Source organism: Deltaproteobacteria bacterium, from assembly GCA_016874775.1.
Taxonomy (GTDB): domain Bacteria; phylum Desulfobacterota; class Binatia; order Bin18; family Bin18; genus VGTJ01.
On the sequence record VGTJ01000170.1, the window covers coordinates 1 to 13,167 of the forward strand.

Genomic DNA, 13,167 nt, shown 5'->3' on the forward strand with positions numbered 1-13,167 from the left:
TCTTACGCGGGGACCCCGGCAAAGGTTCGCTCAAAGTTAAGCGCAAACGCCCAGGCTGGCACCTGTCCTACCTCGCCCAACTCCTCGGGTTTCCCTGCACTTGAAGCGCGTTTTCCGTGATGCTAAATATGACCTCAACTTTAATGCTCCGTTTTCAGCATTGTACGAGAGCCAGCCTTTGGTGAGGTTTACCTCAACCGCAGTCCAGGCAGGACAGCCCGTGCTTGCGCTATCTACAGCACGACTAGACTTCAGTGGCGAGAGAACCGCCACTAGTCAACTTCAGCGTCTACCCTTGAGCAGCGAAACGGCGGCCAACGCTGGTGAGAGTCGCAGTCAGACCGGTGCTACGGTGGACAAAAAATTCACTATCCGTAACGACGGAACTGGCGCACTGATTGGGGGCATGACGCTGATTGCCACTGGCTCAGGTGGGAACGTCTTTCGCTTGCAAGGAGATCCCACGCTCAAACTCAGTCCTGGCCAGAGCTTTGAAGTCATGGTCAGTTATCACCCCGTTGATAACTCTCCGGCAGAAGGCAGCGTCCGCATTAGCACCAATGCCGGGGTGAAAAGTATCTTTTTACGCGGCAACGGCATTGGCGTTGTGCCGCAAGCGCAGGCGCAACTCACAGTATCACCGAGTAGTATCAATTTTCGTTCGGTTGAAGTAGCGAAGTTTCACGATGATCGTTTTACGGTCATCAACACGGGGAAGAGCACTCTGACTGGCGAGGTCAGCCTCGCTGCTCCGTTTAGCCTCGTCTCTGGCGGCACGTTCAGTGTCGAGCCGGGGAAAACTCACACCGTGGTTGTGCGCTTCGCGCCAACGACTAGCGGAAGTGTTTCCCAGAGAGCGACAATTACCTCGAATGGTGGCTCTGCTACCGTGCAATTGCTTGGGATAGGAGAGCAGTCCCAGCTCTGCGTTGACCCAGCCTCGCTGAATTTTGGCACGATCACAGAGAAGACAACGAAAGATCTCACGTTGACAGTGGAAAATTGTGGCAACGGCTCCCTCAGTGGTAACGTCGAGGTTGCAGCGCCTTTCAGTGTTGTTACTGGCGCCAACTTTGCTCTTGCTGAAGGGGGAAGCCAAACCGTAACCATTCGCTTTGCTCCGCTCACGGACGGCGAAGTAAAAAGTAGCGCAAAAATCACTACGGCGAGCAATTCTACCACCGTATCGCTCGTCGGAGCCGTCTTAAAGGCGGAACCCGTCAAGCTCCCGAAACTCTGTTTCGAGCCTACCGCTCTCAGTTTCGGCGGTGTTCCCGTCGGCTCGACTGCAGATCTTTTTCTCGTGCTTACGAACTGCGGAACAGCGGATCTCACTCTGAGTTTAGCTCTCACTGGTCCCTTTACTCTGGTAACACAAGGCCCTGCCAGTCTTGCTGTGGGAGAGAAAGCATCGGTCGCAATCCGTTTTGCTCCACGGCAGGAGGGAAGTCAGACCGGAACCTTGACCCTGACATTCAACAACCAGCAAATCTCCATTAGTCTCGCGGGAGAAGGGAAGGGGGTGCCGAAAGTGTGCACTTCTCATGCTGCTCTTGAGTTTGGCGCGGTAAGTCCCGGTGTAGATAAGGATCTATCCTTCACTATAACCAACTGTGGAGATAGCGTATTGACCGGGAATGTGACGACGACGGCTCCCTTCAGCATTGTTACTGGTGGACAATTTTCGTTGACAAAAGGCAACAGTCAGGTAGTGATCGTTCGCTTCATGCCGACCAAGGATGGAACATTTGTCGATATTGCCGCAGTGAACTCTGATGGTGGAACTGCGAGTGTGAAGTTGATGGGAAGTAGCGTCAAGGACCCGAAACTCTGTGTATCACCGGCAGTATTAGATTTTACCGTCAGCTCCTCCGCAACAACCGGCTCTCGTCCTTTCTCCATAGAGAATTGTGGTGGAGGAGTGTTGACAGGAACGGCAACGCTATCCTGCAAAAATTGCGACATGTATTCGCAGTTCTCGTTTGCTAGCTTTCCCGGGATTTTCACGCTCAAAGCGGGAGAAAAGCTGCTGGTGACTGTCAATTTTTCTACCTACGGAGATGGATCTCTCAGTGACACTATTGACGTTGTTGCAAGCAATGGAGATGCGGCAGTCGTGCAGCTACAGGGAAGCGGAGGGTTTTTCTCGAACCTTGAATGACAGGATTGCGCGAGCTGAACCTCGGAACCTGCTTGCGATTCATTGAGCCAATAATTTTTCGCTTGACATCCACTGCACAAGAGGACTAGGAGGGCAGTAGCTGTCAGCAGTCAGTCATCAGCTCTCAGCCAAAAAGGAAACGCTCTGATTTTCCTGGAGGGTTTTTTTACCGAGTGGTGAATACTGATCGCTGAACGCTTGCTCGAAAAAGGAGGTTCCTATGGCAGTGTCGTCTTCTGCGACAGTCGCGGTGCGGGCGTATCATTGGCCACAACGTTTTACTGTGGTCATTCTCCTGTGTTTGAGCGTTGTGATCCTCTACATGGACCGAGTGAATATGTCAGTCGTTGCGCCGGTGCTCATGCAAGAGCTGGGGTGGGATCCAGCAGTGATGGGCACGGTGCTCTCGGCCTTCTTCGTTGGCTATTTCTTAACACAAATCCCCGGTGGCTGGTTGTCTGATCGCTGGGGGACAAAAGGGATTCTTGGTGGTGCAGTGGCGTGGTGGTCATTGGTAACCATGCTCACACCATTTGCTACTATCACCTCCACTATGCTTGCCGTGCGTGTTGCTCTTGGACTTGGCGAGGGGATGAGTCCGCCGTGCCTCTACACCACGATGGCGCGCTGGTTTCCTGCCAGCGAACGTTCGCGTGTCGGTGCGGTGTTGGCAAGTGGCATGTACATTGGTCTGGCCATCGCTTTCCCCACAGCCGTGTGGATTATGACGCACCTCGGCTGGCCGTGGGTATTCTACATCTTTGGTGCGTTGGGGATCGTGTGGAGTGCGATTTGGTTTTTCTTAGTCACAAGCAACCCAGAGGATCATCCGCGGATCTCACAAGAAGAGCTGAACTTTATCCTCCAGGGACAACACGCTACGCCGAAAGCAGAGACCATTCCGTGGGGACTTATCCTTCATGAACGGGCGTTCTGGGCGTTGCTCTGCGCTCATTTTTGTACCAACTGGACGTGGTACACGTTTCTCACCTGGTTACCTACGTACCTGGTACAAGCACGTGGCTTCTCTCTCAGTGAGATGGGTTTCTATGCCACATTTCCCTATATTGCCATGATGTTCTTTGGCAATGGTTCGGCGTGGATGGCAGATCGTATGATTCAGGGCGGAACCAGTATCACGTTTGTCCGTAAACTATGGCAAACGGTGGCGTTTGTTGGCGCAGCGGTCTGTTTGTTCGCATTGATTCAAGTTGCCTCGCCAATGCTTGCGGTACTCTGTATTACGCTCGGGCTCGGGTTTCTGGCGTGTTTTTCCCCCGGTATGGGAATTAACCATCTCGACATTGGGCCAAAATACGCAGGCGCATTAGTCGGAATGACGAACACTGCCGCTACGATTCCGGGTATTCTTGCGCCGATTATTATTGGCTTCATCGTCAAATGGACCGGCGATTGGAATATGGTCTTCTATCTGGCGATTGGCGTGATGCTCGTCGGAACGGTGATTTGGAATTTGTTTGCGACGGGCGAGAAGCGGTTTGAGTGAAACGATAGCGGATGAATGAAAAAATCAAGCGAGGGATGCGTTGACTCTTACGGCAGCAAGTAGATACGCCCCTCGCTAAAGTCGATTTGTAATCGTCGATTCGCGAAAGCGTTAACGCCAAGGACCCCTTGAATTCCTAACCGGAGGTGACTCAGTTCAAGAACTCCAGCACGGAATGGCGGGAGGTCAATCTCACCAAATCCGACAGTATCCAGTTCCACCAGCTGAACAGGACTCACTCTGCCGTTGACGCCAACAACGCGATCGGAACCGACAATACGGAAACCAAAGTCACCAGCAATTGTAGGGACAATAAGACTCCGGAGCGCCCCAGTGTCAATCAGCACTGTGAATCGGTGCTCACTCAGGCGCAGGGTCACTACCGGAAGCCGGTTCGGTGGAAATGCTACCCAATTTCTTGGCATATCAAGCTATGACAGTTGGACCAGGTTCGGTATAGACGCCGTGGAACATCCCGGTAATCTTTCCTTGCCGTGCCGCCTCTTGCCGGAGCGGGACAAGATTCATATCGTCAGGATCGACGGCGAGGAGACGACACTTCAGAATTTCCCACTTGGTCTCCTCCGTAACCTCGACTAACAGCCAGAGATCTGGATACATTTCCTGCCATTCTTCCAAAGAGCGTTCTTCTTGTGAGTTGATGATGTGTGGCTCTGCTGGTTTACTTAGAGTCTGCACGATCATTGGTTAGTCCTCTTTAGAGCATTTATACACCACAACCGCGAACGCCGGTAGCACAAACAAGAAAGGGCAACCCTCCTGGGCTACCCTCTACATACATTGCTAGAAAACGGAGAAGGGAAGAAAACCCATCCCTTCCCTCTAATTCCTAACTTCTACCCGCGACCATGGCGGAGGAGTTTGCCAGGTGTTGCGTTGGTGCATGTACCGTCTTCGAAGGTCACGTCGCCGTTGACCATGATCCAGCGATAGCCTTCGGCGTATTGCACGCGACGCCATTCGCCAGCCGGGAAGTCGTGCACGATCTTTGGTTTATCTGGCGTGAGCTTCAGGTTTTGCAGATCGTAGACAACAACGTCCGCCGGTGCGCCTTCTTTCAACACGCCGCGATCTTGGAAGCCAGCGCACTGTGCAGGCATACCGCTCAGGCGATAGTGTGCTTCTTCGAGGCTCATGAAGCCAGCATCACGCACCATCCAGGTGAGCATGTCGGTCGGATAGGCACCGATGGTGAGGAACTTGGTGTGCGCGCCACCATCCGACACACCAGCGATGCTGTACTGCGAGGACATCAGCTCTGCGGCGTAATCTTCGCGTACGTTGCGGGCTGGGGTCTCGAATTCGGTCTTGAGGTCGTCAGCAACGACGATATCAAGCATCGCTTCGATTGGATGTTTGCCCTCTGCTTTGGCAATCTCTTCAACTGTCTTGCCAACGTACTTTTGCAGGCTCGGGTTATCGACGGACTCAATGGTGAATTCCTTGAACGAGCCCGTGACGACTGGGGTATGTCCAGTGTCATAATCAGCAATGAGTGCTTGGCGCATCGCTGGGTTCTTGAACTTCATCAGGCGTTCAGTCGGCGTCCCCATTGTTGCTTCACGCCACGCGTCGTTACCATCAAACAGGTTCATATCACCGAAGGTGAAGTAGAGCCCTTGGCGCATGACCGCGGTCTGGTTGTAAATCTTGCGCCCTTCCTTGTTGGTCTTTTCCATCCAGCGCAGGATGCGACGATGGAGAGACGGGCGATCATCGCGAACCGCTGTGGCATTAAAGAGGATCGGACGGCCAGACACATCAGCCAGCTTATCGTAGAAGTCCATGTCATTCTGGAATTCTGGGCTGGACTGCGTCAGTTGGATAAACCCTGCATTGCGTTTTTTCAGCACGCGAGCGAACGCGAGCATGTCGTCATCCGTCATTGTGTCAGTCACCATCGGTGACCCATCGTAGTCGCGTTGGACCGACACGAAGCCATTGCCTAAACGTTGCGCTGAGATACCGCAGCCGCCTGCATCAAGCGCTTCTTCGACAATCCGACACATTTCTTGCATTTCTTTTTCGGTCGCCGGACGGCTCTTTGCCGCTTCGAGCCCCATCGTCCAAATCATGATCGGGGCTAGTGGCACGAAACTGAGGACGTTCAGACCTTTGGGGGTCTTATCGAGGAAATTCATCCAGTCTGGGAAGGTTACCCAATCCCACTTCATGCCCTCTTTCATTGACTCAAATGGAATTGCTTCGACACGGGACATCGTCAACATTGCACGGTCGCGCAGCTCTGGTTTACATGGTGCAAAACCGAAGCCGCAGTTGCCGACGACGATAGAGGTTACTCCGTGCCAGCCGGACAACGTGCAATAGGGGTCCCAGTTAATCTGGGCATCATAGTGGGTGTGAAGATCGACGAATCCTGGGGCAACGATCAAGCCGTTGGCATCGAGCGTTTTCTTGGCATCACTCGGATTAAGCTTGCCAATCTTGGCTACTTTCCCGTTCTTGATTCCAACATCAGCAAGATACCGAGGGGAACGATTGCCATCGACAACGGTGCCACCACGAATAAGAACATCATAATCAGCCATGTGTGACCCTCCTTCAGGATGAGAAAAATTGAGCATTCATTCAGAATCTTCTATGGCAACCATGCCATAGAACGAGGATAAGTGTCAATGAAAGGCAGAGATATTGCGGTTTGACAACCAGCCTTCACTCAGAGTAAGGAACAGCTGGCTTTCATCTTGGGGGAAAAGGAGGAGCACTCCCATGGCAAAGTTTGACGAATACGCTAACAAATACCAAACCATTCGTATGGAGCGACGTAATGGCATCTTGCAGATGACATTTCACACAGAAGGAGGGAGCTTGCGTTGGGGGTTACTGCCGCATCGGGAATTTACCTTCGCGTTTGCCGATATTGGTAGCGACCCAGAAAATAAAGTCGTCATTATGACGGGCACAGGGGAGGAATTCTCTGGGCCGCGTCCGCAGGGGAACTACCGTCCTGGTGGCAGCCCACGTGCATGGGACACGATCTACTGGGAAGGCAAGCACCTCTTACAAAACCTGCTCGATATCGAAGTCCCGATGATTGCGGCAGTCAATGGTCCAGCACTGCGGCACTCTGAGTTGCCACTCTTGTGTGACATCGTGCTCGCCTCGGAAACGGCCGAGTTTCAGGATTCTGCTCATTTCCCGACCGGCCTCGTTCCAGGCGATGGGATGCATGTCATCTATCCATTGCTGCTGGGACCGAACCGTGGCCGGTATTTTTTGCTCACCGGTCAGATTATTAACGCCCGTCAGGCGCATGACCTCGGATTAGTCGGTGAGGTTTTGCCGAAGGACCGGCTACTCACGCGGGCGTGGGAATTGGCCGAACAGTTGGCAAAACAACCTCTGCTCACGCTCCGCTATGCACGTGTGGCGTTGACTTTAGACTTGAAGCGGCGCATGCAGGATTTGCTCGGTTACGGTCTGGCTCTCGAAGGCTTAGCCTCTTTAGATACCGAAACCGAGACGAAGTAACTGTAGGGAGGAAAGGTCAATGTCCGTGTATAGAAAAGGTAGGGTCAGTATCGCCTTTGCTTTGGGGGTTGTTCTAGCAGGAGTGCCGACGCAGGGATGGGCGGCTGCACCGGTTGCTGGACCCGACGGCGCTAAAGTGTACGACCAACGCTGTGCCCAGTGTCATAATGGCCAAGTTGCGCGGGCGCCGAAACTTGAATTTCTCAAAGTGCGGAGTCCAGAATCGATCGTTGACTCGCTCGAAAACGGCGTGATGAAGTTCATTGGGTTAGCAATGGGCGACCCAGAGCGGAAAGCCGTCGCTGAATATATCGCCGGGAAACCTATTACCGGCGAAGATGTCTTAAAAGACACAACTGCTAATATGTGCCCTCAGGCCCCAGGCGAGTTTACGGTTACTGACAAAGACCCGCAGTGGAATGGCTGGGGCGTAACGCTTGATAATGCACGCTTTCAATCGAGCGAGAATGCTGGCCTGAAAGCCGAGCAAATTCCCAACCTCAAACTGAAATGGGCCTTTGGCTTTGCGCAGAATTCGGTTGCCTCGCAACCAACGGTTGTAGGTGGCCGCATTTTTATTGGGACGATGCGCGGGCAAATCTATTCGCTTGACGCCAAAACTGGTTGTGTCTATTGGGCGAAAAAAATCCGTGCGGGAATGCGCAGTACGATTACTATCGCACAACTCCCTAAGACGAATCCGCCAAAGTACGTGGCCTATTTTGGTGACCTGGCGGCGAACGTCCATGCACTGGATGCGCAGACTGGTGAAGAATTATGGATAGTGAACGTCGACAAACATCCGCTGGCGCGTGTGACAGGTTCGACCAAATTTCATGACAATCGCTTGTATGTTCCCGTGACCTCACTTGAAGAAGCTGGTGGCGCAGAGCCGACGTACCAATGCTGTAGTTTCCGCGGCAATGTCGTGGCCTTGAATGCCACTACGGGCAAGCAAGTCTGGAAGACGTACACGATTCAGAAAAAACTCAGGCCAACCTGGAAAAACGCGAAAGGCGTACAGCAGTATGGCCCGGCGGGTGCTGGGGTGTGGGCGTCGCCAACGCTCGATCCAGAACGTGGCGTGCTCTATGTCACTACGGGTGACGACTATGCTGATCCGCCGTCAAATGCCAGTGACGCAATTATCTCTATGAATATGAAGACTGGCAAAATCCAGTGGATTACGCAGTGCTTAAAAGGAGATGCCTTTAACATCGCCTGTACCTCAAAGGATAAAACCAATTGCCCCAAAGCGAACGGACCAGATCTTGATTTCGGATCATCTCCGATTCTACGGAATATTGACGGGAAACGTATTGTGTTAGCTGGACAGAAATCGGGCGTGCTCCACGCGGTTGATGCCGACAACAAAGGCAAGTTCCTGTGGCAAAAACGCGTCGGTAAAGGCGGGCTCATTGGTGGCATTCAATGGGGACCTGCGGCAGACACCAATCAGATCTATGTGGCGTTGTCCGATATTGGTGTAAAGCTCGTTGATGATCCAGATGTTGGTTCGAAGTCTGAACTCGACAGCACCGTTGGTGGCGGGATGTTCGCCTATAGCATCGCCAACGGTGAAAAGACGTGGGAAACTCCACCGCCAGGTTGTGGCGATCGCAAGAACTGCAGCCCTGCGCAGTCTGCCGCGGTGTCAGTGATTCCGGGAGCGGTTTTTTCCGGTTCGGTCGATGGGCATATGCGCGCCTATGGAACTGAAGACGGCAAGATTATCTGGGAGTTTGATGCCGCAAAAGAGTTCAAGACCATCAACAACGTTCCGGCCAACGGTGGTTCGTTCGACGGTGCTGGGCCCACGGTCGTCGGTGGGATGCTCTACACTTACTCTGGGTATGGCATGTGGGGCGGCGCGCCGGGGAATGTGTTGTTGGCGTTCTCAGTGGATGGGAAATAACAACAAAAGCAGTAGCCATTAGCAAAAAGGAATCGGAGCACCGGAGACGGGGAGAATCGGAGAGCGGACCTTCTTACTCACCGTTTTTCCGTTTCACCCATTCTCCGATTCTTTCTTTGCCTACTGACTCCTGAATGCTGACTACTGGCTACTTTTTACGGTAACTGCTTCACCCCTTCTGCCAGTCGCTGCCCAAGCTTCTCTACCTTGCTCGCGTCAAGCTGCGTTCGTTGCGCTAGAATCTTTCCCCACGAATCACCCTGATAGGATTGGAACCGTTCTGGGTTCCATAACTCAGCACGCTTGAATGAACGCGGACAGTGGAAGTAGCACTCTTCCACTTTGATCTCGATCGCCATTTGGGCTGGGCGACCGCGTGCACCGAGTTTCTCTAAAAGTGCAGGATCATCGACAATCCGTGCCTGTCCATTGATCCGCATTGTCCATTCTTCTCCAGGAATGATGCAGAGTAGACCAACATGCGGGTTCTCAAGAATGTTGTTGATGCCTTGAAACATCTTGTTCCCAGGGCGATCAGGCAAATACACCGTGTGTTTGTCAGCAATGTGGATAAAACCGGCGGGATCGCCTTTTGGTGACGCGTCGCACCGTCCCTGGGCATCTGCCGTTGCGACTATCACAAATGGACACTGGGCCAGGAATGCACTCGCTGCCTCGTCAATATAGGGTAGCTTGTGTTTGACGGTCAGGTCGTCGGGTGCACCAAAACGTTCGCAGAGGTCTGCTGTCGTTTGTGGAGCTGCTGTCGTCCCCATTGTTTCCTCCTTTGCTCCAAGTTTTTCCGACTCCGAACTCCGAACTGTTGTAGGTCTTCCTCATCGATTGTCATAGCGCAACGGATCAACATACTTGATGACTGTTTTTTCCTCGGGATTAAATTTGTTCCGTGTCTGCTTGGTAATGTCTCCACCATAAATATGGAAACTAAGAACCGGCTTCCCAGAAAGGTTACTAAATTGATGGACATCTTGGTCCGGCGGAATGATGTGCGCGATCTCCCGAGCATGAATATCCAGCTCAGTCGTCTGCTGTAGATCGGCATAGCCTTCCCGCGATCCGTCATCAAGGCGCTTGAACCGACGCGTGTGGAGCGTCCCTTCAAGAATAACTTCTACACCCCACGAACCCGCGTGATCGTGGACTGGTGTGCCACCACTTGGTGGCCACAGCGCAGACATCACTGTAAACGCATCTTGTGGACCACGGTGAATCAGATACAAGCCAAATGGCTGCTCAGGCGAGACCGGCTTGGTGTATTGCTCAGGCAAGAAGTTCGGCACTGCGATAATTTTCGCCATTAATGGCTTTGCAGCAGCCACGATTCTTGCTGGGTCACGCTCTCTCTGCACGATTTCAGTCACATCAGCAGCGAACTTGGTGAGATTATAGGTTTCTGCCATACGTCCCTCCTTACACAACGAAACAAGAACACACTACTCCGAAACACCACTCGGAGACAAGAAGATTGATCGAAGAACTGCCATCATGCTACGGTCCCGTCATGCGTTTCCTCATTCTTCACGTCAACAGCTTCTGCTGCACGATCACCGAGAAAGGTCGGTCGAAAGTCTACGAATCGTATGATGATCCGGTCACGCGAGTGAACGATGCTCTCGTCGTACTTTCGAGCGTCGAAAAAGGAGATGAACGCAATCCCGCTCTTGTCGCACAACGTGCGTGTACAGAAATCACCAAACTCGTTGCCCAACTGAAAGTGACAACTGTCGTTCTGCATCCGTTTGCGCATCTGTTTGCTGAGTTGGGACCACCTGAAGCTGCGATTGATGTTCTGAGTCGTACCCAGCAAGAACTTGCGACGAAAGGTCTTCATTGTGTGCGCACTCCGTTTGGCTGGTTCAATTCGCTACAAATCGATGCGAAAGGTCATCCATTGTCGCGCGTCGCACGGATTGTGACTGTGGGAGAATAAGACGGAAAGAAGCGGTATAAGGATCACGCAATACGTAACATGTGATACGTGGTACGTGTTACGTAAAAAGGAAAAAATACATGAACGCCAAGCTTTTCGCACTGGAGTACGCGGCATCCCTCGTCAAAGACGGTGCTCTTCTTGGCCTAACGACCGCAACGATCGATAATGCGCCGATGGCGTTCTTGCGTGAGGTGGTTCGTCGCGGTGTGAAACAGGTACGACTTGTGACGTTGACTGGTGGTGGGTTGAATGCAGATCTGATGATCGGCGCGGGTGTTGTCGCTGAGTACGAAACGTGTTCGTGTGTGCTCGGTCCGTATGGACCAGCCCCGAATTTTCAACGTGCATTGCGGACCGGTCTGATGAAAATGAAAGACACGACCTGAGGGGTGCTGTATAGCATGATCCAGGCTGGATCTATGGGTGTTCCGTTTCTTGGTGTTCGCGGTCTTCTGCACAGTGACATTCTTACGCATCGACCTGACTTATTAGTACAAGACAATCCCTTCAATCCTGGTGAACCGGTGGTCGTTGCACAGGCGATTCGTCCACATGTTGCTGTCTTTCATGCGCTAAAGGCAGATCGTTCAGGGAACGCGATCACCCCTGGACATCGAGATGATCTAATGATGGCTCGGGCAGCGCGACGGGTTGTTGTTACTACAGAAGAACTGGTTGAAGGAGAACTCACACAAAGAGATGCGGGTGAGAATTCATTTCTGCCCGCCATTGATGTTGATGTTGTCGCGCACGCGCCACTCGGTGCTCACCCGTGCGGATTTGGTTCCCTGTACGATCGAGACGATCATCATTGGCAGGCGTATCTCGAAGCCGCTAAAACCGACGCAACGTTTCGCACCTATCTGGAACGGTATGTATATGGGGTGCGGAGTCATGAAGAGTATTTGGAACAGGCAGATAGGACAAGAACGGAAAACCTAATACGTAATACGTAACCACCCCTCCGACTCTCTTTGCGTTTTACGCATGACGTTTTACGGCTCTTGCACGAAGCAGATATGGCAAACCCTGACGCCTATACCCCAGAAGAACTCATGGCCGTTACCATCGCCCGTGAAGTTCGCGACTACGAAACCGTCGGCGTTGGGATGGTCTCGCCCATTCCTGCCGCTGGGTGCATTCTCGCTGAACAACTCTATACGCCGCATATTACGCTGATCATTCTTGACTGCGAGGAGTACTATCCTTTCCCTGCTGGGAGCAGTGAACTTCACTTCCTGGCGCAACGCGGTGAACTCGATTTGTTCTTTTTAAGTGGAATGCAGATTGATCGGCGAGGGAATTTCAATCTGCATGTCATCGGCGACTACAACTCACCAACCGTGCGTATGGCTGGAGCGTACGGTTCGGCCATGCTGTATTACATGGCTCATCGGGTGATTCTCTTCCGTGATCAACACACAAAACGTGTGTTTGTCGAAAAAGTGGACTTCGTTACTGGGGCAGGGGTGACGCCCGAGAACGTCTACCGTGAAGGTGGCCCGGCGCTTGCCGTGACCCCTAAAGCAGTATTGGCTTGGGATCGAGCTGTTGGTGAATGGGTGCTGGATAAGTTTCAGCCAGGTTCGTCTGTCGAAGAGGTGAAGGACAACACCGGCTTTGCCCTATCGGTGTCTCCTACCATCCAGCGAAATCAGGAACCAACCACAGCGGAACTCCAGACGCTACGGACGATCGTGAGAGAAAAAATGGCGCGGAGTTATCCAGAGTTTGTGAGGGAGAAGATCTTAGTGGAAGGCCGTAGGCTATAAGCTTCGGAGTTGAAGGACGTCTAGTGCTCATCTACCCTCCTTCAAAAGATGAGCTGCTAAATCAAACCACACGAGATTGGTACACTTTAGGTTTCACCAGAGAGACCGTAGTGTGCGCCATGCGCACGGGAATCGGAGCAAGCGAGCGCAGCGTGCGCACAGCGCACGCTACCCCAACTGAAGCAAGCTTCAGCTTTTCAACTTTGATCCTGCGGTATAGTGGGCATCCCTGTAAAGGTCTGAATCTTTCATGATTTCGCGGGTTCTGCTGAGATAGGCGCGTGTCGTGGGGAGAAACTCAAGTTCAGGGAGAGAGAAGGGAACACGCGATGATCTTAGGAGCAT

13 protein-coding genes are annotated in these 13,167 nt (G+C 52.6%); 8 read left to right on the forward strand and 5 right to left on the reverse strand.

Features of this window, described 5'->3' with window-relative positions; translation table 11 throughout:
- Positions 1-220 precede the first annotated feature (220 nt).
- Together FJ147_22810 and FJ147_22815 are read left to right on the forward strand one after the other, a co-directional pair.
- Complete coding sequence (locus FJ147_22810) at positions 221-2,161, forward strand: choice-of-anchor D domain-containing protein (GenBank protein MBM4258718.1); 1,941 nt, start codon at positions 221-223, stop codon at positions 2,159-2,161.
- Positions 2,162-2,381: 220 nt separating this feature from the next.
- Positions 2,382-3,668, forward strand: a complete 1,287-nt coding sequence (locus FJ147_22815) for an ACS family MFS transporter (GenBank protein MBM4258719.1) — start codon at positions 2,382-2,384, stop codon at positions 3,666-3,668.
- Between the two features lie 47 nt (positions 3,669-3,715).
- On the opposite strand, the gene FJ147_22820 is transcribed toward FJ147_22815, so the two are convergent.
- The 3 genes from FJ147_22820 to FJ147_22830 all read right to left on the reverse strand — a co-directional run bounded on the left by FJ147_22820 (position 3,716) and on the right by FJ147_22830 (position 6,238).
- Positions 3,716-4,093: a hypothetical protein gene (locus FJ147_22820; GenBank protein ID MBM4258720.1), complete on the reverse strand. Its 378-nt coding sequence runs from the start codon at positions 4,091-4,093 to the stop codon at positions 3,716-3,718.
- Between the two features lies 1 nt (position 4,094).
- Complete coding sequence (locus FJ147_22825) at positions 4,095-4,373, reverse strand: hypothetical protein (GenBank protein MBM4258721.1); 279 nt, start codon at positions 4,371-4,373, stop codon at positions 4,095-4,097.
- A gap of 152 nt (positions 4,374-4,525) precedes the next feature.
- A complete protein-coding gene (locus FJ147_22830; GenBank protein ID MBM4258722.1) occupies positions 4,526-6,238 on the reverse strand; it encodes an amidohydrolase family protein in 1,713 nt (570 codons plus the stop codon).
- Positions 6,239-6,419: 181 nt separating this feature from the next.
- Here FJ147_22830 and FJ147_22835 point away from each other — a divergent pair, with 181 nt between their 5' ends.
- Together FJ147_22835 and FJ147_22840 are read left to right on the forward strand one after the other, a co-directional pair.
- Entirely contained in the window at positions 6,420-7,181 is a 762-nt protein-coding gene (locus FJ147_22835) for an enoyl-CoA hydratase/isomerase family protein (protein ID MBM4258723.1), read from the forward strand.
- 19 nt (positions 7,182-7,200) lie between these two features.
- Entirely contained in the window at positions 7,201-9,096 is a 1,896-nt protein-coding gene (locus FJ147_22840) for a cytochrome C oxidase Cbb3 (GenBank protein ID MBM4258724.1), read from the forward strand.
- Between the two features lie 155 nt (positions 9,097-9,251).
- On the opposite strand, the gene FJ147_22845 is transcribed toward FJ147_22840, so the two are convergent.
- Positions 9,252-9,872, reverse strand: coding sequence for a pyridoxamine 5'-phosphate oxidase family protein (locus FJ147_22845; GenBank protein MBM4258725.1), 621 nt, complete (start codon positions 9,870-9,872; stop codon positions 9,252-9,254).
- Positions 9,873-9,932: 60 nt separating this feature from the next.
- The gene (locus tag FJ147_22850; GenBank protein MBM4258726.1) at positions 9,933-10,517 is read right to left on the reverse strand and encodes a hypothetical protein; all 585 of its coding nucleotides are present in this window, start codon (positions 10,515-10,517) and stop codon (positions 9,933-9,935) included.
- 101 nt (positions 10,518-10,618) lie between these two features.
- Here FJ147_22850 and FJ147_22855 point away from each other — a divergent pair, with 101 nt between their 5' ends.
- From FJ147_22855 to FJ147_22870, 4 genes are all read left to right on the forward strand, one after another.
- Positions 10,619-11,047 carry a hypothetical protein gene (locus FJ147_22855; GenBank protein MBM4258727.1) on the forward strand — a complete coding sequence of 143 codons (429 nt, stop codon included), beginning with the start codon at positions 10,619-10,621 and terminating at the stop codon, positions 11,045-11,047.
- An 80-nt stretch (positions 11,048-11,127) separates the two neighbouring features.
- On the forward strand, positions 11,128-11,436 hold the full coding sequence (locus FJ147_22860; GenBank protein ID MBM4258728.1) for a hypothetical protein: 309 nt from the start codon (positions 11,128-11,130) through the stop codon (positions 11,434-11,436).
- Between the two features lie 15 nt (positions 11,437-11,451).
- A complete protein-coding gene (locus tag FJ147_22865; protein ID MBM4258729.1) occupies positions 11,452-12,006 on the forward strand; it encodes a hypothetical protein in 555 nt (184 codons plus the stop codon).
- A 63-nt stretch (positions 12,007-12,069) separates the two neighbouring features.
- Positions 12,070-12,822: a CoA synthetase gene (locus FJ147_22870; GenBank protein MBM4258730.1), complete on the forward strand. Its 753-nt coding sequence runs from the start codon at positions 12,070-12,072 to the stop codon at positions 12,820-12,822.
- Positions 12,823-13,167 lie beyond the last annotated feature (345 nt).